Here is a 21,813-nt window from a genome sequence, read left to right as displayed (position 1 = left end):
ATGGGTACATGCCGACGCCCAGCCGCACCCACCGGCGTACCCCAGTCCTCGCCGCGGCGAGCGCGGCGACCGCGGTCGCCGTCCTGCTCGCCGCCGGCTGCTCCGGCGGTGGCGAGGAGGACGGCGGGGACCGTGATCTCGCAGCCCAGGCGCTGGAGTGGTCCGAGTGCCGGGCACCCTCCGTCGGGGAGGGCAGCGGAACGGCCCCCTCGCCGCTGCCGGGCGGCGCCCGGTGGGAGTGCGCCTTCATGGACGTGCCGCGGGACTACGCGCAGCCGGACGGGGAGACCATCGAGCTGGCCCTGATCCGGGCCGAGGCGGCCGACCCGGCCCGCCGGATCGGCTCCCTGATCTTCAACTTCGGCGGCCCGGGAGGCTCCGGCATCACGGCCCTGCCCTCCTTCGCCAAGGACTACGAACAGCTCCGCAGCCGCTACGACCTGGTGAGCTTCGATCCGCGCGGGGTGGGCCGCAGCGAGGGCGTGGAGTGCGAGGACGACCGGCAGCTCGACGCGTTCTTCGCGCTGGACTCCACACCGGACGACGCCCGCGAGGAGCGGATCTGGGTCGACGCGCTGAAGGACTACGCGGCCGCCTGCGAGGACAGGTCGGGCGCGATGCTCCCCCATGTGGGCACCGTCGAGGCGGCCCGGGACATGGACCTGATGCGGGCGGTCCTGGGCGACGACAAGCTGCACTACTTCGGCATCTCGTACGGCACCGAACTGGGCGGTGTCTACGCCCACCTGTTCCCGGAGCGGGTGGGCCACGCCGTCTTCGACGCCGTGGTCGACCCGACCGGGACCCCCGAGCAGGGCTCGCTCGCCCAGGCCCGCGGCTTCCAGCTGGCGCTGCGGAACTTCGCCGCGGACTGCGTGAAGCGCGGCGACGCGTGCAAGCTGCCGGGCAGCACCGTCCAGGAGATCGAGCAGTTCGTCATCGGGCTGCTCGCGGAGCTCGACAAGAAGTCGATCACCGGCCTCGGCGACCGCAAGCTCACCCAGTCGCAGGCCACCAACGGCATCGCGCAGGCCCTGTACTCCAAGGAGTACTGGCCGTACCTGGAGCAGGGTCTCGACGAGGCCGACGGCGGCCAGGGCGGGCTGCTGCTGGCCCTGTCGGACTCGATGAACGGCCGCGACCAGAACGGCAACTACAGCAACCTGCAGGCGGCGAACGCGGCCATCAACTGCGTGGACGACAAGCAGCGGTACTCGCCCGCGCAGGCCAAGGCGAAGCTGCCCGAGTTCCGCGAGGTGTCCCCGGTCTTCGGCGACTTCCTGGGCTGGGGTCTGATCGGCTGCTCGCAGTGGCCGGTGCCCGGCACCTGGGACCACCCCGACGTGAGCGCCCCGGGCGCGGCGCCCATCGTCGTCATCGGCAACACCGGCGACCCGGCGACGCCGTACGCGGGCGCCCGGAAGATGGTGGAGGCGCTGGGCAAGGGCGTCGGTGTGGAACTGACGTACCGGGGCGAGGGGCACGGCGCGTACAACAGCGGCGACGCGTGCGTGCGGCGCGCGGTCGACGCGTACCTGCTCCGCAACAAGGTCCCCGCACCGGGCACGGTCTGCCCCTGACGCCCGCCGAGCCCGTAGCGCCCGCGCCGCCGCCGGCGCCGCCCGCTAGGGTGGCGTGCCGGTACGGATGTTGGGGGGACACATGTCCATGCGGGTACGCGCGGGGGCCTGGGCGGCGGCCGCGGTGCTGATCGCCGGGCCGGCGGCGGGCTGTGACGACGGCGACAGCGGTGACGGTGCCGGCGGCGGCCGCGGCGGCGCCCCGGCCCGTACGGCCCCCGGGTCCACGACTTCCGCGCTGCCCGCCGCGCTCACCGGCCAGCAACCGCGGTGGCGCGGCTGCGAGGCGCCCGGGGGCGGGGAGGAGCCCGGTGCGGCGTGGCGCTGTGCCGCGGTGAAGGTGCCGCTGGACTACGGGAACCCGGGCGGCGGGACGATCTCCGTCGCGCTGGTCCGCAAGGAGGCGCGCGACAAGGACCGCCGGATCGGTTCGCTGCTGTTCAACTTCGGCGGCCCCGGCGCTTCCGGCGTCGGCATACTGCCCCGCACGGGCGGCGAGTACGACGCCCTCAACGCCCGCTACGACCTGGTGGGTTTCGACCCGCGGGGGGTCGAGCGCAGTGCCGGCGTCGTGTGCCGGGACGACAAGGAGCAGGCCGCCGCCGAGCGGAGCGTCGACCTCACGCCGGACACCCCGGCCGAGGAGACGGCGCTCATCCGCGACGGCGCCGCCTTCGGGGCCGGCTGCGCCACCCGCGCGGGCAGGCTCATCGGGCACGTCACGACGAGCAACACGGCACGCGACCTGGACCTGATCCGGCATGTGCTGGGTGACGACAAGCTGCACTACCTGGGCTTCTCCTACGGCACGCAGCTGGGTGCCACCTACGCCCACCTGTTCCCCGGGAACGTGGGGCGGGTGGTCCTGGACGCGGTGGTCGACCCGACGACCGACACGGCGGGCCACGCCCGCAACCAGACCACCGGTTTCCAGCGGGCGCTGAACAACTACTTCCGGAGCAGGGGCGAGGACCCCGCGGCGGGAACCGCGCGCGTGGCCCGGCTGCTGGAGCGGCTCGACCGCGAACCGCTGCCCTCCAGCAGCGGCCGGAAGGTCACGGAGAGCCTCGCCGTCACCGGTGTCGTCCAGACCCTGTACTCGCAGAGCATGTGGCCGCTCCTCACCCAGGCCCTCGGCGAGGCGGAGGAGCAGGGCACCGGCGACACGCTGCTGCGTCTGGCGGACATGTACAACAACCGTGACGGCAGCGGCCACTACGGCACCCAGCACCACTCGCAGCGGGCGATCTCGTGCGCCGACAGCAGCGAGCGGCCCACGGTCACCGACGCCGAGGCGCTGGTGCCCGAGCTGCGGCGGATATCGCCGGTGTTCGGTCCGTTCCTGGCGTGGGACACGGCCGCCTGGTGCGCGTCCTGGCCGGTGAAGGGCGAGGCGGCCGCGTGGGACGCGAGCGCCCCGGGTGCCGCTCCGATCCTGGTCGTGGGGACCACGGGGGACTCGGCCACGCCCTACGAGGGCGCGAAGCGGATGGCGGACGCGCTCGGCGAGGGCGTCGGCGTCCTGGTCACCAACAAGGGCGAAGGGCACGGAGCGTACGGCACGTCGGCGTGCGTGTCCCGCACGGTCGACGCCTACCTGCTGGAGGGCGAGGTGCCGGCGAACGGCACGACCTGCTCCTCCTGAGCCCCGGCACGGCCCCGGCACACGGTCGGCCCATGGAGGGCGGACGGCGCCGGCGCACGGCCCGGGCACACTCCCCCGGCGCACGGCGAAGGGCCGGACCCACCGGGTCCGGCCCTTCGTACCGTCGAGCGGCGCACCGTACGGGACGGGGCCCCTACGGAGACGTCGTCTAGTAGACCGGCTTCTGCGGCTCGATCTGGTTGACCCAGCCGATGACGCCGCCGCCGACGTGCACCGCGTCCGAGAAGCCGGCGGACTTCAGCACCGCCAGGACTTCCGCACTGCGGACACCCGTCTTGCAATGCAGGACGATCCGCTTGTCCTGCGGCAGGTCCTGGAGGGCGTTGCCCATCAGGAACTCGTTCTTCGGGATCAGGCGGGCGCCCGGGATGGAGACGATCTCGTACTCGTTCGGCTCGCGGACGTCGATGATGTCGATCTTCTCGCCCTCGTCGATCCACTCCTTGAGCTGCTTGGGAGTGATCGTCGCGCCGAGCGCCGCCTCCTGGGCCTCCTCGGACACGACGCCGCAGAAGGCCTCGTAGTCGATGAGCTCGGTGACGGTCGGGTTCTCGCCGCAGACCGCGCAGTTCGGGTCCTTGCGGACCTTGACCTGGCGGTACTGCATCTCCAGGGCGTCGTAGATCATCAGGCGGCCGACCAGCGGCTCGCCCACGCCGGCCAGGACCTTGATCGCCTCGGTGACCTGGATGGAACCGATGGACGCGCACAGCACGCCCAGCACGCCGCCCTCGGCGCAGGAGGGGACCATGCCCGGCGGCGGGGGCTCGGGGTACAGGCAGCGGTAGCAGGGGCCGTACTCGGACCAGAAGACCGACGCCTGGCCGTCGAAGCGGTAGATCGAACCCCAGACGTACGGCTTGTTCAGCAGCACGCACGCGTCGTTGACGAGGTACCGCGTGGCGAAGTTGTCCGTACCGTCGACGATCAGGTCGTACTGGCTGAAGATGTCCATCACGTTGTCGGCCTCGAGCCGCTCCTCGTGGAGGATCACGTTCACGTACGGGTTGATGCCGAGGACGCTGTCCCGGGCCGACTCCGCCTTGGAGCGGCCGATGTCGGACTGGCTGTGGATGATCTGGCGCTGCAGGTTCGACTCGTCGACCTCGTCGAACTCCACGATGCCGAGCGTGCCCACGCCGGCCGCGGCCAGGTACATCAGGGCGGGCGAGCCGAGGCCGCCCGCGCCCACACAGAGCACCTTGGCGTTCTTCAGCCGCTTCTGCCCGTCCATCCCGACGTCCGGGATGATCAGGTGGCGGGAGTACCTGCGGACCTCGTCTACGGTGAGCTCGGCAGCCGGCTCGACCAGGGGTGGCAGCGACACGGAGACCTCATCAATACAGCTGGTCGGTAGTCAGTACGGTTCTGCTTCCGTAACAGTGCCACGGCCCTTCTCATTCCGAGACACCTGGTCCGATACGCGAGACGATTTCGTCCCAGTAGCCGGGCAGCGCCGCGAATGGGTCGGTTGGTCCCCCGTGCTCCCCGGACGTGTCACCGGTGCGGTCGGTGAAGAAGATCGTCCCGGCGCCCTGCCACCGGGCGATGCGCACGGCCTCGTCCAGGTGGGTGCGGGGCACGCCGTGGACGAGGTGCACGAACCGCTCCGGCGGATGGTCCGCGGTCCACTCCGCCACCTGCGACCAGCGGTAATCGGCCCACGATCCGACGAAGGTCACCATCTGGTCGGCGATGTCGGCGTAGCCGGGGTGCGGGTGGCCGCCGTGCCCCAGGACCAGGTGACCGCCGTCGGCGTGCTCCAGGACCACCTCCAGCGTGGCCGTGGTGCGCCGGACGGCGGCGAGGTCGGCCCCGCCCGAGGGACAGTGGCCCAGCAGGAAGCCGTCCACCTGGTACCAGTCGACGAACCGCTGCGCGTCGCCGACGAGGTCGCCGAAGAGGCGGGACCCGTGGCCGAGGTCGAGGTGGCCGAGCACCTTCACGCCCGCGTTGCGCAGCCGGCCCGCCGCTTCCAGGCAGTGCGGGTCGGGCCGGGTCCCGGGGCCGTCCGCGACGTTGAGGACGGCCCAGTGCAGCGGGGCGCCGGGCCGGGTCAGCTCGCCCCACTCGACGGGCGCCACCAGCGGATGGGCGTAGCCCGGGATGCCGATGCCGAGCTCCGCCGCCCCGGTCGCCGACAGCTGCGCGCCCGTCGTGGTCAGATGCGGCATGCGGCCTCCATCCAGATGTCGGCGAGCGACTCCTCCAGGTTGATGCGGGGCCGCCAGCCGAGCCGGTCGCGGGCGGTGCGGACGTCCGCCTGCTGCCAGCTCCCGCAGCCGTCGGGGTACGGGAGGGGCGCGCCGGTCAGCCCTTCCGGCGCGCTCTCGCCGCGCTGCGCGACGATGGCCGGGCCTCCCGGGGAGTGCCCCGCGGGCGCGGGCCCACCGAGCGGGGAGGGGCCGCCGGGGGACGGCCGGCCGGGCGGCACGTCGAGCTCGTGCAGGGCGCCCGCGTAGCCCGCGACCCTGGCGAGGACGGCCGCGGCGTCCCGGAGCCGCACCGCGCGGCCCGTACCGATGTTGACGATGCCCTGCGCGGCGGAGAGGGATGCGGCGTGCACGGCCCGGGCCACGTCCCGGACGTCGACGAAGTCGCGGTGCACGCCGAGGCCGCCCAGCTTCAGCTCCCCGTCGCCGGACTGCATCGCCCGGCGCATGGCCTCCGCGAGCCGCCCGAGCGGCGAGCCGGCCGGGGTGCCGGGCCCGACGGGCGAGAAGACGCGCAGGACGACCGCGTCGAGTCCGGAGCCGAGGACCAGCTCGGACGCGGCCAGCTTCGACACGCCGTACGGCCCTCCGGGGCGCGGGACCGCGTCCTCGGCGGTGGACGAACCGGGCTGCGACGGCCCGTACTCGGAGGCACAGCCGACCTGGACCAGGCGCGCCCCGCAGCCGCTGCGGCGCAGCGCCTCGCACACGGTGGCCACGGCGACGGTGTTGTGCCGGGTCAGTTCCCGGGCACCGCCGCGGGTGGTCCCGGCGCAGTTGATGACGACGCCGGGGTGAACGGCGTCCAGGAAGCGGGTGAGCGCGCCGGGGCTCCCACCGGCGAGATCGAAGCGCACGTCGGCGTCGTCGCCGCGCCCGAGGGCGGTGAGGTGCACGGCCGGGTCGGCGAGCAGCCGGTCGGCGACGAAACGGCCGAGGAATCCATTGGCACCGAGCAGCAGCACCCTCATCGCGCGGTCCCTTCGTGCCGACCGGGCGTTGCTGGGGTTCGGTACGTCATCTCTGTTCTCTCCTAGGGTGATCGTGCCGGTGAGGGCTGTGGGTGCGGCGTCCGTGCGGCCTCGGCGCACGGGCGGCCGCCGGCCGGTGGCGGAACCGGTCGGTGGGGATCCGGGATCAGGGCGCAGCGTGGGCGGAGGCCCGGGCGAGGACGACGGCGGCCCGCGCGAGCAGGGCGAGCGCCGCCGCTCCGCATCCGACCGCCGGTACGGCGCCGGTCCCCCAGGCCGCGACGGCCGCCTCGACGGGCCGGGCGAGGAACGCGCAGCCGGGCACGCGCCCGGCGAGCACGGACGCCAGGGCGGACGCTTCGACGGCGCACGCGCCGAGCAGTCCGGTGGCGGCCGGCCCGGGGAAGCCGTGGACGGTGAGCAGCCGGGCGACGAAGAGCAGCACCCCGAGCGCCCCGCCGGACGCGATGCCTCCGGCGGGGCCCGCGGCACCGAGGAGCGCCGGGTCGCCGGGCCCGCCGGGCCGGATGGCCTCCAGGGCCGGCCCGGCGAGCAGCAGCAGCGCCGTCAGGACCGCCGTGTACAGCGTGACGGCCAGGCCGAGCAGCGGACGCGCGGCGGCGGCGAAGTCGTGCAGGCCAGGGCTGGCCGCGAGGCGGCGGCGCGCCCGTACGGCGAAGAGGCGGGCGCACCAGGCGGCGGGGGCCACGGCGAACGCCAGTGCCACGGGCGCCACGAGGGCCGGGGGCCACGGCCCGGCGGGCCCGCCGGCGACCAGCGCGGCCAGCAGGCCGTCGCCGAACAGGGCATGGGCGATCAGCAGGCCGGCCCACACGCCCAGCACGGGCGCCGTGCGTCCGCGGGCCCGCAGGGGCCCGCGCCGCAGGGACACGGAGAGCGCCACGGCGAAGGCGACGGCCCCCGTCCCCGCGACGACGACGCGCAGCGTTCCGTCCGTCGCCGCGACGCCCGCCAGGGCGGTCGCGCACACGACGCCGGGCAGCAGCGGGAGCAGCACCTGCCCGCGCCCCTGCCCTGCCGGGGGCGACGCGGGCACCGCGGGCACGGCGTCCGCCGCTACAGCCGGCGCGCCGGACGGCCCACCGGGCGGCACACCGTCCGGCCCTCCGCCGTCGCGGCGTGCGCCGTCCGGCCGCTCACCGTCGCGGTGCACGTCGTCCAGCCCTCCGCCGTAGCGCGGCACGCGGGCGTACAGCTCCTCCGCGAGCGAGAAGACGTCGCGGTGCCGGAAGCGGGCGGCGGTGCGGTCGGTGATGCCGTGCGCCTCCAGGCCCGCGGCGATCTCCAGCGGGTCGACGGCCCGCTCGCACAGGGCCCGGTGCCGCTGGAGCAGCGCCCTGACGGGGTCAGCCACGGCCGCCTCCCGCGTGGGCTCCCACCGGCCGTGCGGTGGCCCGGTCCGCCGGGCGCCCGGCCCACGCCGGCGTGGTGCCGCGCCCTGCCGGGCGGCACGTCCAGTGACCGGCCAGGAACGCCTCGGCCGGGTGGGCGAAGGGCACCGGGTCGCCGGCGGCGTTCACCGCCTCGGCGTCGCGGCGCACCGGGGCCTGCGAGAGCAGCTCCAGGTAGATGCCGCGGAATGCCGCCAGGTTCTGCTCCACGGTGAACAGTTCGAGCGCCCGGGCGCGCGCGGCGGCGCCCAGGCGCGCACGCCGCTCGGGGTCGCGCAGCAGCGCGAGGCAGGCGTCGGCGAGCGCCCGCGGATTGCGCGGGGGTACGACCAGTCCCGTACCGCCGATGACCTCGACGACCGCGCCCACGTCGGTGGAGACGGTCGCACGGCCGCAGAGCATGGCTTCCACGAGCCCGACGGGAAAGCCCTCGACCACGCTGGAGAGCACGCTCACGCCGCCCGCGGCGTACGCCTCCGCCAGGGTGCCGAGCGTCTCGAACGACACCGGCGGGTCGGCGGGGTCGGCGGGGAGGAGGCGCGCCGCCAGCTCCTGGCAGTGGGCCAGGTACGCCGCCGAGTCCGGCCGGCGTCCGGGTGCGGTGATCACCCGCAGCCGCGCCGCGGGCTCCTGCGCGTGCACCTCGGTGAAGGCCTGCACCAGCGTGACCAGGTCCTTGGCGGGCTCGGCGCGTCCGACCCAGACCAGGGTGCGCGCATCGGCCGCGCTCCCGGCCCCGTCCGCGGCCTCGCCCACCGCGGCGAAGCGTTCGGCGTCCATGCCCGGGTAGACGGTGCGCAGCCTGGCGGGATCGGCGCCGCACCTCTCCTGCCAGCGGCGGGCGTGCGTGTTGCCGGGGGTGATGACGGCCGCCTGGCGGTACACCTCGGCGGCGAGGAGCCGGTGGAAGGCGGCGAGCAGGGCGCGCACCGGAGGGTTGCCGTGGCTGCCGAGGTAGTGGGCGCGCAGTTGCACGCCGTACTCGGTGACCAGCAGCGGAACCCCGAAGAAGCGTTTGGCCAGCAGGCCCGGCAGGGCCGCCGTGCCGCCCGGAACGGCGTGGCACAGGTCGGCCGCGCCGAGGCCGTCCCGCTCGCCGTACCAGTCGAGGGAGAGCGGCCGCAGCGCGCGCTCCAGCCGCCCGGTGACGTCGAGGAGATCGGTCACGGTGGCGCCGTGCACGCTCCGGCGTGCGCCGGGGGCGCGGCACGCCGACTCCAGGGCGCGCACGGCGGTCTCGGAGCGCAGCGCCGCGTACAGTCCGCCGCGCTCGCGGGCGAGGTCCGCCAGGCCGTACAGCGCCTCGGCGAACGTGTGCCGCGCGGCCGGGCCCTCGTCGGCGGAGCACACCGCAGCGGCGAGCTGCCGGACGTGGGCGGCGAACCGGCGGCGGTCGCGCCGTCCGTGGCTGCGGCCGTCGTCCGCGGGCGCCCGGAGGGCCGCGGTCCGCACGGAGGTGATCTGCGGCGGGAGGGGGAGTCGGCCGCCGTCGTCGTCGCGGGCGCCGCGGCTGAGGGCGTAGACGTCGAACGTGTGCGGCGCGAGGCCGCGTACGAGCCGGTCGCACCAGACCCTGGATTCACCCGCCGCATACGGATACCCGCCTTCGGTGAGCAGTCCGATCCGCACGAGCTACACCCCCGATCTTCCTTGTGTCCGGCCGCCGTTGGTTCCGGCGGCTCGCGGCTGGAAGAACGTAAGCGGATATGCCGGTGACGCGATGGACGGTTGTCCGTCGCGCCACCGGAAGGGGTGAATGCGCGTAACTTTCCCGTACCCGACGCGTTCCGCCGCGCTACGGAAGCGGCCCGTCACGGGCCGTCAGGCGCGCCGCCTCCCCGGTCGGGCGCCGGCGTCAGGAGTCCCCGGGGAAGACCCACGGGTTGGGGCGGCACTTGATGCCGTCGACCTCCAGCGACTTGGTCTGCTGCTGCATGACCGGGGCGAGCGCTCCCGGCGTGCGGCAGGTGACGTGGTTGTGGCCGAGCCGGTGCCCGATCTCGTGGTTGATCAGCATCTGCCGGTACGCGTGCATGGCCTTGGGACCGAACGTCTCCGAGCCCTGCGCCCACCGGTAGGCGTTGATCATCACGCGCTCCGTCGCGGCGGAGTCGCAGGAGACGTTGTCGATCGTCGTGTCCAGGCCGGACTTGGCGCACCAGACGCCGGTGGTGCCGGGGCTGGCGAGCGTGACGACGAACTCCGGGTCGCCGGTCGAGATCCGCTCGAAGGTCATGGCACCGCCGTGCGCCCAGCTGCGGTCGTCGTTGAGGGTCTTCTGGACCGCCTCGGCGAACAGCTCGGCGTCGAGTCCCAGGCCCTTCTCCACGTCGATCCGGTAGCGCACCTTGCGGCCCTTGCCGGGCGCCTCGTCCAGGCCGGGCACGGCCTCGAACTCCCCGGCGCCCTTCAGCTTCGGGTCCATCGGGAACTGCCGGGCCATCAGCTGCTCGTACGTCACCGGGGCGGCCGGGACCCGCGGGTTCGCCGAGGGCTCCTGGGGCGGCGGCACGACGCGCTCGTCGGAGCGGGACGCGGAGCCGTCCTCGGTCCGCTCGGCGGCCTGGCCCGCGGCCCGGCCGGCGGAGAGGTCGGGGCCGACGTCGGTGACCTGCCCGGCCACGACGACGGCGAGGACGGTGGTGACGGCGGCGGCCGCGATGCCGGCGAAGGTGAGGCCCTTGCCGGGCTTCCCGTTCTTCTTCTCCACGGCCACGGCCACGGGCTCGCCCGCGCTCCGCGGCCCGGCATCGGGCCGGAGGCCGGGATCCTGCGCGGCACCGGCCGCGGCCCGGTTCCGGGCCTCCCCGGCCCGGGCGGCGCCGAACGCCTCGAGGTATTCGCGCCGGGGCCCCGGTATCCGCGCCCCGGCACCCACGCCGGTCCGGGCGCCCGCCGCCGCGGGCGTACGGGGTGCGCCGCGCCAGTCGCCGTACCGGCCGGACTCCTGGTGCTCGGGGTGTCCGCCGCGCACCGTCTGCCGCTCGCCGGGGTACGGCGTGCCGTGCTGGGGCGTGTCGTACGGCATCGGGGGCGGCGGGGAGGCCGGCGGACCGGAGCCCTTGCGGCGGCGGCCGCTGCCGGGCTGCTGCCCGGACCGCTCCGCCGGTGCCGCGGGCGCGGCGGTGTCCTCGCCCACGGCCGTCGCGGCGGGGCCCTTGCGACGATGTCGTCCCACGCCCCGGATCAGCTCCCGCCGTTGTCGTCGTCGTTGCCGTCGTCGTAGTCGTCGATCAGCTCCCGTACGGCCTTCGCGACCGTCTCGGGGTACTCCATCATCGCAACGTGGCCCGCGTCCGGAAGCGTCAGCAGCCGCGAGTCGCGGAACGAGGTGGCGGCCTTGCGGGCCATGCGGTACGAGACGAGCTGGTCGCGCCCGCCGTACACCAGCAGTGTCGGCGCGAGCACGCGCTCCGCCTGCCGCCACAGGTTGTGCTGCCCGCCCACCGTGTAGGCGTCGACGATGCCGCGCGCCGAGCGGGCCATGGCGTCCCAGAAGTACGGCAGCGCCAGGCGCCGCTCCATCTCCTCCACGGCGTTGCGGAAGCCCTCGTCGGTGACGCTGCCGGGGTCCCCGTAACAAAGGGACATCACACCGCGGACGCGCTGCTCGGCCGTCCAGTCCCGGGTCAGCCGGGAGAAGAGGGAGGCGACGCCGGGGAGTGCGAGCAGCGCGGTCGGCCAGGCGCCGCGCTGGGCCCGCAGCTCGGGCAGCGCGGGCGAGACGAGCGTGAGGGTGCGGACGAGGTCCGGGCGGACGGCGGCGACCCGGGTGGCGACGGATCCGCCCAGCGAGTTGCCGATGAGATGGACGGGCCCGCGTCCGCCGGCGTCGAGCAGCCGGATCACGGCCCGGGCGTGCGCGGTGAGCGAGTAGTTGCCGTCGTCGGGCGGCGGGGAGTCCCCGAAGCCCGGCAGATCGACCGCCTCGCCGTCCACGAGGTCGGCGAGCAGCGGCATCAGCGCGGACCAGTTCTGCGAGGAGCCGCCCAGACCGTGCACGTACAGTGCGGGCGGCAGTCCGGGGCGGTCCCCCGGGCGTGAGCGCACGGTCAGCGCCAGTCCGGGCAGCGCGACGGTGCGGAGCCGCTCGCCCTCCGCGACCCGCACGGTGCTCACCCGCGGCGCCATGGCGCCGGCGGCGAGGGTGTCCGGCAGCTCGGTCGAAGACATGCGCCAATGTTACGAGACGATCACGCCGCGATTGATGTGTTCGCGGTCACAGATCGTATAGCGCTGGGGATGGGTACCTCCTAGGCTCATAGAGAGGGCATTTCGCCCAGGCCCCCGCCCGTCCATGTGAAAGGGAGCCCATGACCGTCGACCCGACCGACTTCGAGACCTTCGACGAGTCCGCCGACGAGACCGCACCGGCCGGCGCGGTCGGCGAGGAGACCCCGGAGGCCGACGCCGCGGAGCAGCACACCGAACTGCGGCCACGGGAGGACGACCCGCTGACCCGTATCGACCCGGCCGCAGCGAACCCCGCCGACGCGGCGGAGCAGACCCGCGTGGTGGACCTGGACGAGGACGACTACCGCTGACGCCCTGCGGGGCGGACCGCCTCGGAACCGGACCGCCGGTCCTCCGGGACGACGGTGTGCCGCTTTGTCGTTTTGTCGCTTTGACGTGCCTAAATGTTGAATATCCAGCTACTGCGGAGCTACCACGGGCGTCCGGTACGTGAAATTCTGCGCTCGCGACGCGCACAGCCGGGTTACCCAAAAGTACGATGGCGGGCGCGGCGCACAGCGCCACATGGATCGATTTTGGGAGGCGGCGTGACAGCCATCGAGCAGACAGAGGCGGCGCGCCCTAGGGGCACGCGCCTGCCGCGCCGAGCCCGACGCAACCAGCTCCTGGGCGCCGCCCAGGAGGTCTTCGTCGCCCAGGGGTACCACGCGGCCGCGATGGACGACATCGCCGAGCGCGCGGGCGTCAGCAAGCCCGTGCTCTACCAGCACTTCCCCGGGAAGCTGGAGCTGTACCTGGCGCTGCTGGACCAGCACTGCGAGTCGCTGCTGCAGGCGGTCCGTACGGCCCTGGCCTCGACGAGCGAGAACAAGCAGCGGGTCGCCGCCACGATGGACGCGTACTTCGCGTACGTCGAGGACGAGGGCGGCGCCTTCCGGCTCGTCTTCGAGTCGGACCTGACGAACGAGCCGGCGGTGCGCGAGCGCGTCGAGCGGGTCAGCCTGCAGTGCGCCGAGGCGATCTCGGACGTGATCGCCGAGGACACCGGGCTGTCCAAGGACGAGTCGATGCTCCTGGCGGTCGGCCTGGGCGGCGTCTCGCAGGTGGTCGCGCGGTACTGGCTGTCGAGCGAGTCGCCGATCCCGCGCGACAAGGCGGTGCAGCTGCTGACGTCGCTGGCGTGGCGGGGCATCGCCGGGTTCCCGCTCCACGGCGCGGAGCCCCAGGGGCCGGAGTCCCCGGCGTCGTAGTCCCCGGACACCGGGCGGAGGTCGTGATCCCGGCGTCGTGATTCCGGCGTCGTGATTCCGGCGTCGTGATTCCGGCGTCGTGATTCCGGCGTCGTGATTCCGGGCGCCGTCCCGGGGGGCCTCCCCCTGATGCCGTCCGGGGGCCCGATCCCGGGTGCGGTCCGTGTCCCTGCCGTACCGGCGCGCCCGCGGTGCCGCAGTGCGCAGTGGGCCCGGGTGTTCGCTGTTGGCGTGTACCGCCGGGGCCTGTGGCGTCCCCTCGCCGGGCTAATGTGTGCTGGGTACGGCGCGGCTCACCGCGCATCGCTGACCGTTCGGAGGGACATAGCCGTGGAGGTCAAGATCGGCGTGCAGCACGCGCCCCGGGAGATCGTTCTGGAGAGCGGGCAGTCCGCCGAGGACGTCGAGGCCGCGGTGGCCGCCGCGCTGGCGGGCAAGGCACAGCTGCTGAGCCTGACGGACGACAAGGGCCGCAAGGTCCTGGTGCCGGCGGACCGGATCGCCTACGTGGAGATCGGCGAGCCCGCGACGCGCCGGGTGGGTTTCGGCGCGCTCTGAGCGCAGGAGGAAGGCCCGGCGGGTGCGTCCCGCCGGGCCTTCGTCATGTGCGCAGCCGGGCCCGGGTGCGCCCGGCGGGCCTGCCAGGGTTGTTTTGCACGCTGATCGGGTAGTACGGGCTACGACCGTTTTGCCCGCCCCGCCCTTTCGCGAGGTGATCAGCTGTGCTCCTGGAAGCTCTCGGCTCCGTCCTGCTCGGACTCGCTCTTTCCTGGGCTGCCCTCCAGCGGCTGGCCGACCGGCTTCCACCACGCCGCACGGTCCTGATCACCGGCACCCTCGGCGCCCTGTTCGGCGCCCTGATCACCCACGGGGCCCTCGGCCCGGGTCACGCGCTGGGCACCCTCGTGGGCGCTCTCGCGGTGGACGCGGTACTGCTGTCGCTGCTGCTGCGCCCGGGGCGGCGGCTGCGCCGCTCGGCCGCGGCGTAGCGGCGCGCCCCGTCACGCCGTCCGTCAGGAGGCCAGGCCGAGCGCGGCCATGCGCTTGGTGTGCGCCTTGGTGATGCGGGAGAACATCTCGCCGACCGCCGCCAGGTCGAAGCCGTCCGCGACCCCGCCCACCAGCATCGTCGACAGCGCGTCGCGCTCCGCGACCACCCGCTGGGCCTGCGACAGCGCCTCGCCCATCAGACGGCGCGCCCACAGCGCGAGCCGGCCGCCCACCCGCGGGTCCGCCTCGATCGCGGCGCGCACCTTCTCGACCGCGAAGTTGCCGTGTCCGGTGTCGTCCAGCACCGCCAGCACCAGGGCGCGCGTGTCCGAGTCCAGCCGGGCGGCCACCTCGCGGTAGAAGTCGCTGGCGATCGAGTCGCCGACGTACGCCTTGACCAGGCCCTCCAGCCAGTCGGACGGCGCCGTCTGGCGGTGGAAGTCGTCCAGCGCCTTCGCGAACGGCTCCATCGCGGCGGTCGGGTCCACGTCGATCGCCCGCAGGCGGTCCCGGAGCCGCTCGAAGTGGTGGAACTCGGCGGACGCCATCTTCGCCAGCTCCGCCTTGTCCGCGAGCGTAGGAGCGAGCTTCGCGTCCTCGGCGAGCCGCTCGAAGGCCGCCAGCTCTCCGTAGGCGAGCGCACCGAGCAGGTCCACGACCGCCGCGCGGTACTGGGGCTCGGCGGAGGCGCCGGCCCAGTCCAGGGCGGCGATCCCGGTCGGTTCTTCGGCGGCAGTGGCGTTGTCAGGCGTCTCCATGAAGCGCACAATAGCCCGCTCACCCCGCGCCGGAAGGACGAGCCCGTCCCCCGGCCGGCGGAGCGCCGGGAAGTGTGACCTGCCCCTCGTTATGAATTGGCCCAACACGCCTGCGCGAATCCGGGGTACAGTGGTATTGCGCCTGCTGAGTATTCAGTGATGTTCGTACACATACTCGGTGGGCCATCTCATGAATGAGGATGCCCGGTCGGTGGCCCGATCGGCTCCGACCCGACAGCCCTCCGTGCGCACGCGCGACACATGAGGGGCCCTCAGCGGTATGACGCTCGAGCGACGGCAGTGGTCCCGCGCCACCCGGCTGCGGCCTTGACGGCCCACGGCCGGCCGTAACCGGCACGGTAAGACCCCCAGCGTTCGCCTCATGCCGCGTCTCACAGAAGAGGCAGCACCCTGACTACGACTTTCCGAGAGCTCGGGATCCTTCCCGAGACCGCCGAGGCCCTCGAAGCCGTCGGCATCACGTCCCCGTTCCCCATCCAGGAGATGACCCTCCCGGTCGCGCTCTCCGGCACCGACGTCATCGGCCAGGCCAAGACCGGCACCGGCAAGACCCTCGGTTTCGGCCTGCCGCTGCTGGAGCGCGTCACCGTCCCCGCGGACGTCGAGGCGGGCCGGGCCGCGCCCGAGCAGCTGACCGACGCCCCGCAGGCGCTCGTGGTCGTCCCCACCCGCGAGCTGTGCACCCAGGTCACCAACGACCTGCTCACCGCCGGCAAGGTCCGTAACGTCCGCGTCCTCGCGATCTACGGCGGCCGTGCGTACGAGCCCCAGGTCGAGGCGCTGAAGAAGGGCGTCGACGTGATCGTCGGCACCCCGGGCCGCCTCCTCGACCTCGCGGGTCAGCGCAAGCTGGACCTGTCCAAGGTCAAGGCCCTCGTCCTGGACGAGGCCGACGAGATGCTCGACCTGGGCTTCCTGCCCGACGTCGAGAAGATCATCAACATGCTTCCGGCGAAGCGCCAGACGATGCTGTTCTCCGCGACCATGCCCGGCGCGGTCATCGGTCTGGCCCGCCGCTACATGTCGCAGCCCACGCACATCCGCGCCACCGCGCCGGACGACGAGGGCGCGACCGTCGCGAACATCGCGCAGTACGTGTACCGCGCGCACTCCATGGACAAGCCCGAGATGGTCTCGCGCATCCTCCAGGCCAACGGCCGCGGGCTCGCGATGATCTTCTGCCGCACGAAGCGGACGGCCGCCGACATCGCCGAGCAGCTGGAGCGGCGCGGCTTCGCCTCCGGCGCGGTCCACGGCGACCTCGGCCAGGGCGCACGCGAGCAGGCGCTGCGCGCCTTCCGCAACGGCAAGGTGGACGTCCTCGTCTGCACCGACGTCGCCGCCCGCGGCATCGACGTCGAGGGCGTCACGCACGTGATCAACTACCAGTCGCCCGAGGACGAGAAGACGTTCCTCCACCGCGTGGGCCGTACCGGCCGCGCGGGCAAGAAGGGCATCGCCGTCACGCTGGTCGACTGGGACGACATCCCGCGCTGGCAGCTGATCAACAAGGCGCTGGGCCTGGACTTCAACGACCCGGTCGAGACGTACTCGACGTCCCCGCACCTCTACGCGGAGCTGGACATCCCGGAGGGCACGAAGGGCGTCCTGCCGCGCGCCGAGCGGACGCGTGCGGGTCTGGACGCGGAAGAGGTCGAGGACCTCGGCGAGACGGGCGGCCGCGGCCGTTCGTCGCGCCCCTCGCGCCCGTCCCGTACGGAGCGCACCGAGCGCACCGAGCGCACCGAGGAGGAGCGCCCGGCGCGGACGCGCACCCCGCGCCAGCGCCGCCGCACGCGGGGCGGCGCCCCGCTGGACCCGTCGGTCGCCGAGGCGCCGGCCGCCGCGACGCCCGCCGTCGAGGAGGCCCCGGAGGCGGAGGCGGCACCCCGCACCCTGCGCCGCCGTCGCCGCACCCGCTCGGGCGCCGCGCCGGCCACGGCCACGCCGGTGACGGCCGAGCCGGTCGCCGTGGAGCCGGTCGCCGCCGAGACCGCCGTCGTGGAGCCCGTCGCGGAGCCCGTCGCGGAGGAGGCGTCCAAGCCGCGCCGCCGTACCCGCAAGAAGGCCGACCCGGCTCCGGTCGCCGAGGCCGCCGCTCCGGTCGCCGAGGTCACCGAGGTGCCCGAGGCGACGGAGACCAAGCCGCGCCGCACGCGCAAGAAGGCCACCGCGGCCCCCGCCGAAGCAGCCCCCGTCGCCGAGGTCACCGAGGTGCCCGAGGCGGCGGAGACCAAGCCGCGCCGTACCCGCAAGAAGGCGGCCCCCGCCGAAGCGGCCCCGGGCGCCGAGGTCACCGAGGTGCCCGAGGCGGCGGAGACCAAGCCGCGCCGTACCCGCAAGAAGGCGGCCCCCGCCGAAGCGGCCCCGGGCGCCGAGGTCACCGAGGTGCCCGAGGCGGCGGAGACCAAGCCGCGCCGTACCCGCAAGAAGGCGGCCCCCGCCGAAGCGGCCCCGGGCGCCGAGGTCACCGAGGTGCCCGAGGCGGCGGAGACCAAGCCGCGCCGTACCCGCAAGAAGGCGGCCCCCGCCGCCGAAGCGGCCGTGGTACCCGAGGCGGAGGCGCCCGCGCCGCGCCGCCGTGCACGGAAGACCGCCGAGCCGGCCCCCGAGGCCGCCGAGGCGGAGCCGAAGCCGCGCCGCCGCCGCACGACGAAGGCCACGGCGGCCCAGCCCGAGAGCTGACGCCCGGCCACGGCGGCCCCCGTTCCTCCCCGGAGGAGCGGGGGCCGCCGTCGTTCCCGGCCGCTGCCGGCCACGCTCACGGCCGCCGCCCGGCGGAACGGGCAGGAGGGGGCGTCCCGGTGAGGGGCCGTGGTGGCACCGGTAGCCTCGGGGCATGAGCCGGCCGCCCACCTTCACTCCTCCGCCCTGCGCCCGTGCGTACCGTCTCGGCACCGCACGTGGCGCGTTCGCCGTTCTCGACGCCCGCCCCGGTGAGGGCGCGGCGGTGAAGGGCACCGCCCTGCTGCTGCCGGGCTACACCGGCAGCAAGGAGGACTTCATCGCGATGCTCCAGCCGCTCGCCGACGCCGGGTACCGGACCGTCGCCGTCGACGGCCGGGGACAGTACGAGACCGACGGCTCCGAGGACGAAGAGACGTACGCGCAGGGCGAGTTGGCGCGGGACGTGCTCGCTCAGGCGGAGGCCGTCGCGGACGGCGGGAGGCCCGTGCACCTGCTCGGGCACTCCCTCGGCGGGCAGATCGCGCGCGCCGCCGTCCTCCTCGACGCCGCGCCCTTCGCCTCGCTCACCCTCATGTCGTCGGGTCCCGCCGAGGTCGTCCCCGCCCAGCAGCAGAAGATCAAGCTGCTGAGCGACGCCCTGCGGGTGATGGACATGGCGCAGGTGTGGGACGCCATGCGGGCGCTCGATCCCCCGGAGGAGGCCGACGACCCGCGGAGCAACCGCGAGGACCTGCGGCAGCGCTGGCTGCGCCACCACCCCGCCCAGCTCGTGGCGACCGGCCGTCAGCTGACCGTGGAACCGGACCGGGTCGGGGAACTCGCCGCCGTGCGCCCGCGGCTTCCCCTGCACGTGGTGTCCGGCGAGCGCGACGACACCTGGCCCGTTCCGCTGCTGGACGCCATGGCCGGACGGCTCGGCGCGCACCGCACCGTCATCGGCGGGGCGGAGCACTCCCCGAACACCGACCGGCCGCTGGAGACGGCGCAGGCCGTCGCCGCGTTCTGGGACGAGCGGGGGCGGACACGGCCCGCGCCGGCTCAGGAGCGCGACTGAAGCTGCTGCCAGAACCCGTCCCGCAGGGCACGCCGCAGCACGGCGTGCCCGCGCAGGGACCGGCTCAGCCGGCGCTCCGCCTCCATCAGCAGGTCCTGGTCCACCGGGCCGGGGAGGTAGGGGTGGCCGGGCAGCAGCTCGGCCATCGCCTCCGGCCCCCGCTCCGCCAGCCACGTCGCCGCGATCCGTGCGCCGAGGAGGCGCACCTCGTCGCGCGAGGGCGGCGGCTCGCCCTCGTTCTCGTACGTCGTCACCGGTCGCCGGGTGACGTACGGCCGGCAGAAGTCGAGGTCGAAGACGCGCCGGCTGTCGACCTCCCAGAGCAGCGGCTCCGCCTGGTTGCGGCCGTCCGCCGCCTCGATGCCCCACAGGTGGACGCGCGCCCCGTACCCCTGCGCCGCCTCCACCGCCGAGACAAGGTCCTCGTCGCCGCCGACCAGCGCCGCGTCGCTGATCGCCCGGTGCCGGGCGAGTGACTCCAGGTCGGAGCGGATGAGGGAGTCGACGCCCTTCTGCTGGTTGTTGGCGTTGAGGTTGCCGAGCCGGACCTTGACGTCGGGCAGTTCGGCGATGACCTGCTGTTCGGGGGTGTGGAGGCGGCGGCGTGCGCCGTCGTACCAGTACACCCGCAGCAGCCGGCTGTCGGCGAAGATCGTGCGGGCCTTGTCGATGAAGGCCTCGATCAGGCCCTCCGCGTCGAGGTCGAAGGCGCGCCGGTCCTCGGTGCCCGCCACCAGCAACCCGGCCGCAGCATAGACGTAACCGGCGTCGACGAAGATGGCATGGGTCGAGGGAGTCTTCGCCACCTCGGCCAGCATGCGCTGCAGGAGCTCATTGGTGCGCTCCAGGCGGGTGCCGAGTTCGCTCAGCGTCTCCGGGTCGTTCACACCGGCGTTCATGGGGGCGTTCATACCGGCTTCATTGTCCGACGGCGGGGCTCGGCCCGCCAGTATTTAGGCACTCGAAAATTTTCCTTAGCGTAGGGAATGTTTAAGGTCCGCAGATCGTTGTACCCGTATGCAGGACGACGAAGGGAGAAGCCCGTGCGCTTTGAGATCATGCGACTCGACGATGTCGACGGCAACGCCGTGGACAGCACCGTCGTGGATGCCGCCTCCGTCACCCGGATGGTTCAGCAGGCTGCCGCGATCGGGCAGCGCATCTACATCCGCCCGGCCGGCACGACGGCGTCGTGAGCGCCTGGGCGTGACCCGCACACCGACCGCGCCCCCGCACGGAAACACGTCCGTGCGGGGGCGCGGCCGTGCGCGGGACCACCGCGACGACGTGGGCACGAGGCGGGTCAGGCGGCCTGGATCGTCTGCGTGACGCCGTTGATGATCTGCTGCACGGCGATCGCCGACAGCATCATCCCGGCGAGCCGCGTCACCAGCACCACCCCGCCGTCCTTGATCACGCGGATGATGACCAGCGAGTAGCGCATGGTCAGCCACAGCACCACGTGCATGGCGACGATCGCGCACCACACCGACACCTGCTCCCCGGCGCTGTCCGCGTGCTGCACCGCCAGGATGACGGACACGATCGCGCCCGGCCCGGCGAGCAGCGGCATGCCGAGCGGTACGAGGGCGACGTTGACGTCCTTGGTCTGCTGGGGCTCGTCCGTCTTGCCGGTGAGCAGGTCGAGCGCGATGAGCAGCAGGAGCAGACCACCCGCGATCATCAGGGCGGGAACGGAGACGTGCAGGTAGTCCAGGATCTGCTGGCCCAGGATGCCGAAGACGGTGATCACACCGAAGGCGACGGCGACCGCCTGCCAGGCCATCCGGCGCTGCGTCTTGGCGGGGCGGCCGGAGGTCAGGGCGAGGAAGATCGGCGTGATCCCGGGGGGATCCATGATGACAAAAAGGGTGAGGAAGAGGGAGCCGAAGACGGCAACGTCGAACACAGTGTGGGCCTTGCGGGAAGAGGGTCGTACAGAAAAGGGGGAGGGAGGAGAGAGCGCAGGGCGGACCGCGGGGAGCCGCGGACGGCACCGCGGCGGCGCTGCCTGCGTTACGGGCGTCCGCCCGTGCCCGGCACCGGGAACGCGCCGGTGGCGCGGCGCGTGATCTCTCCGTAGATCTCCGGGTCGGTCGTGTACTCGCCGAGCCGGCAGGTCTTGCGGCTGCCGTGGTAGTCGCTGGATCCGGTGGTCAGCAGACCGAGGTCGGCGGCGAGGCCGCGCAGCCGTGCGCGTGCGGACTCGTCGTGGTCCATGTGGTCGACCTCGATGCCGTCGAGGCCGTGCGCGGCGAGGCCGGCCAGGACGTCCTCGGGCACGGTGCGCCCGCGCTTGACGGCGAGCGGGTGCGCGAAGACGGTGACACCGCCGGCCGCCTTGACGAGACGGATCGCGGTGTACGGGTCCAGTTCGTGCTTCTCGACGTACGCCCGGCCGCCGTCGGCGAGCCACTCGGGCGTGAAGGCGTCGGACACGCTCGCCACCACGCCGAGCTCGACGAGCGCCTCGGCTATGTGCGGGCGCCCGACGGAGCCGTCCCCGGCGATGGCCGCGACGCGCTCCCAGGTGACGGGCACGCCCAGCTCCCGGAGCTTGCCCACCATCGCCCGGGCGCGCGGCACCCGGTCGTCGCGCACGAGCTCCCGCTCGCGGGCCAGTTCGGGCTCGTCCGGGTCGAAGAGGTACGCGAGCATGTGGACGCCGATGCCGTCGACACGGCAGGAGAGCTCGGCGCCGGTGACGAGGGTGAGTTCCCGGTCGAGGCCCGCGAGCGCGGCGGCCGCTTCGGCGTGGCCGCGGGTGGTGTCGTGGTCCGTCAGCGCGACGACGTCCAGGCCGGCCGCGGCGGCGGAGCGCATGAGCTCGGCCGGGGTGTCCGTACCGTCCGAAGCCGTGGAGTGGGTGTGCAGGTCGATGCGCACGACGCGTGACTCCGGGGCTCGGGTGCGGACAGGGGACGCTCCAGGATAACCGCCTGCCGGCCACCGGCCCGCCGCGCCGGGGCGGCCCGGCACGGGGCTCCCCGGCCCCCGGCCGCGCGCCGGCACGCCG

20 protein-coding genes are annotated in these 21,813 nt (G+C 74.0%); 9 read left to right on the top strand and 11 right to left on the bottom strand.

Annotated elements, in window-relative coordinates; translation table 11 throughout:
- Positions 1–8: 8 nt before the first annotated feature.
- Positions 9–1,580, top strand: coding sequence for an alpha/beta hydrolase (locus IH00_RS0128495; RefSeq protein WP_031078553.1), 1,572 nt, complete (start codon positions 9–11; stop codon positions 1,578–1,580).
- Between the two features lie 82 nt (positions 1,581–1,662).
- The gene (locus IH00_RS0128490; RefSeq protein WP_031078551.1) at positions 1,663–3,225 is read left to right on the top strand and encodes an alpha/beta hydrolase; all 1,563 of its coding nucleotides are present in this window, start codon (positions 1,663–1,665) and stop codon (positions 3,223–3,225) included.
- A gap of 169 nt (positions 3,226–3,394) precedes the next feature.
- Here IH00_RS0128490 and moeZ read toward each other — a convergent pair whose 3' ends face one another.
- The 7 genes from moeZ to IH00_RS0128455 form a co-directional block, all read right to left on the bottom strand.
- On the bottom strand, positions 3,395–4,573 hold the full coding sequence (gene moeZ / locus IH00_RS0128485) for an adenylyltransferase/sulfurtransferase MoeZ (protein ID WP_031078548.1): 1,179 nt from the start codon (positions 4,571–4,573) through the stop codon (positions 3,395–3,397).
- A gap of 70 nt (positions 4,574–4,643) precedes the next feature.
- Entirely contained in the window at positions 4,644–5,420 is a 777-nt protein-coding gene (locus tag IH00_RS0128480) for a spherulation-specific family 4 protein (RefSeq protein ID WP_031078546.1), read from the bottom strand.
- Positions 5,408–6,430 (bottom strand): SDR family oxidoreductase, encoded by a 1,023-nt coding sequence (locus IH00_RS0128475; protein ID WP_031078544.1) that lies wholly within the window; start codon positions 6,428–6,430, stop codon positions 5,408–5,410. The genes IH00_RS0128480 and IH00_RS0128475 overlap by 13 nt, the downstream gene beginning before the upstream one ends.
- A 166-nt stretch (positions 6,431–6,596) precedes the next feature.
- A complete protein-coding gene (locus IH00_RS0128470; RefSeq protein WP_039947505.1) occupies positions 6,597–7,805 on the bottom strand; it encodes a hypothetical protein in 1,209 nt (402 codons plus the stop codon).
- Positions 7,798–9,471 (bottom strand): DUF3492 domain-containing protein, encoded by a 1,674-nt coding sequence (locus IH00_RS0128465; protein ID WP_052411689.1) that lies wholly within the window; start codon positions 9,469–9,471, stop codon positions 7,798–7,800. The genes IH00_RS0128470 and IH00_RS0128465 overlap by 8 nt, the downstream gene beginning before the upstream one ends.
- Positions 9,472–9,697: 226 nt before the next feature.
- The gene (locus IH00_RS0128460; protein WP_031078537.1) at positions 9,698–11,020 is read right to left on the bottom strand and encodes a DUF3152 domain-containing protein; all 1,323 of its coding nucleotides are present in this window, start codon (positions 11,018–11,020) and stop codon (positions 9,698–9,700) included.
- An 8-nt stretch (positions 11,021–11,028) separates the two neighbouring features.
- On the bottom strand, positions 11,029–12,015 hold the full coding sequence (locus IH00_RS0128455) for an alpha/beta fold hydrolase (protein ID WP_031078535.1): 987 nt from the start codon (positions 12,013–12,015) through the stop codon (positions 11,029–11,031).
- Between the two features lie 140 nt (positions 12,016–12,155).
- On the opposite strand from IH00_RS0128455, the gene IH00_RS0128450 reads away from it, so the two are divergent.
- The 4 genes from IH00_RS0128450 (at position 12,156) to IH00_RS0128435 (ending at position 14,275) form a co-directional block, all read left to right on the top strand.
- On the top strand, positions 12,156–12,386 hold the full coding sequence (locus IH00_RS0128450; protein WP_031078533.1) for a hypothetical protein: 231 nt from the start codon (positions 12,156–12,158) through the stop codon (positions 12,384–12,386).
- Positions 12,387–12,623: 237 nt separating this feature from the next.
- Positions 12,624–13,286 (top strand): TetR/AcrR family transcriptional regulator, encoded by a 663-nt coding sequence (locus tag IH00_RS0128445; protein WP_031078532.1) that lies wholly within the window; start codon positions 12,624–12,626, stop codon positions 13,284–13,286.
- A gap of 330 nt (positions 13,287–13,616) precedes the next feature.
- The gene (locus tag IH00_RS0128440; RefSeq protein WP_031078531.1) at positions 13,617–13,844 is read left to right on the top strand and encodes a DUF3107 domain-containing protein; all 228 of its coding nucleotides are present in this window, start codon (positions 13,617–13,619) and stop codon (positions 13,842–13,844) included.
- A 164-nt stretch (positions 13,845–14,008) separates the two neighbouring features.
- Positions 14,009–14,275 carry a hypothetical protein gene (locus tag IH00_RS0128435; RefSeq protein ID WP_031078529.1) on the top strand — a complete coding sequence of 89 codons (267 nt, stop codon included), beginning with the start codon at positions 14,009–14,011 and terminating at the stop codon, positions 14,273–14,275.
- A gap of 24 nt (positions 14,276–14,299) precedes the next feature.
- On the opposite strand, the gene IH00_RS0128430 is transcribed toward IH00_RS0128435, so the two are convergent.
- A complete protein-coding gene (locus IH00_RS0128430; protein WP_031078528.1) occupies positions 14,300–15,034 on the bottom strand; it encodes a ferritin-like fold-containing protein in 735 nt (244 codons plus the stop codon).
- A 504-nt stretch (positions 15,035–15,538) separates the two neighbouring features.
- On the opposite strand from IH00_RS0128430, the gene IH00_RS0128425 reads away from it, so the two are divergent.
- Together IH00_RS0128425 and IH00_RS0128420 are read left to right on the top strand one after the other, a co-directional pair.
- Positions 15,539–17,740 carry a DEAD/DEAH box helicase gene (locus tag IH00_RS0128425; RefSeq protein WP_031078527.1) on the top strand — a complete coding sequence of 734 codons (2,202 nt, stop codon included), beginning with the start codon at positions 15,539–15,541 and terminating at the stop codon, positions 17,738–17,740.
- Positions 17,741–17,894: 154 nt separating this feature from the next.
- A complete protein-coding gene (locus IH00_RS0128420) occupies positions 17,895–18,797 on the top strand; it encodes an alpha/beta fold hydrolase (protein ID WP_052411688.1) in 903 nt (300 codons plus the stop codon).
- Here IH00_RS0128420 and IH00_RS0128415 read toward each other — a convergent pair.
- Complete coding sequence (locus tag IH00_RS0128415) at positions 18,782–19,696, bottom strand: NYN domain-containing protein (protein ID WP_052411692.1); 915 nt, start codon at positions 19,694–19,696, stop codon at positions 18,782–18,784. The two genes, IH00_RS0128420 and IH00_RS0128415, sit on opposite strands and share 16 nt — an antisense overlap.
- A gap of 144 nt (positions 19,697–19,840) precedes the next feature.
- On the opposite strand from IH00_RS0128415, the gene IH00_RS43465 reads away from it, so the two are divergent.
- A complete protein-coding gene (locus IH00_RS43465) occupies positions 19,841–19,993 on the top strand; it encodes a hypothetical protein (RefSeq protein ID WP_199819824.1) in 153 nt (50 codons plus the stop codon).
- 107 nt (positions 19,994–20,100) lie between these two features.
- On the opposite strand, the gene IH00_RS0128405 is transcribed toward IH00_RS43465, so the two are convergent.
- Both IH00_RS0128405 and IH00_RS0128400 read right to left on the bottom strand, forming a co-directional pair.
- On the bottom strand, positions 20,101–20,706 hold the full coding sequence (locus tag IH00_RS0128405; RefSeq protein WP_031078524.1) for a MarC family protein: 606 nt from the start codon (positions 20,704–20,706) through the stop codon (positions 20,101–20,103).
- A gap of 107 nt (positions 20,707–20,813) precedes the next feature.
- The gene (locus IH00_RS0128400; RefSeq protein ID WP_031078522.1) at positions 20,814–21,683 is read right to left on the bottom strand and encodes a PHP domain-containing protein; all 870 of its coding nucleotides are present in this window, start codon (positions 21,681–21,683) and stop codon (positions 20,814–20,816) included.
- Positions 21,684–21,813 lie beyond the last annotated feature (130 nt).

It is taken from the genome of Streptomyces sp. NRRL S-118 (genome assembly GCF_000716335.1).
In the GTDB taxonomy this organism is placed as follows: domain Bacteria; phylum Actinomycetota; class Actinomycetes; order Streptomycetales; family Streptomycetaceae; genus Streptomyces.
The sequence above is the reverse complement of the archived record's forward strand: the minus strand, read 5'-3'. Positions and strand labels throughout refer to the sequence as shown.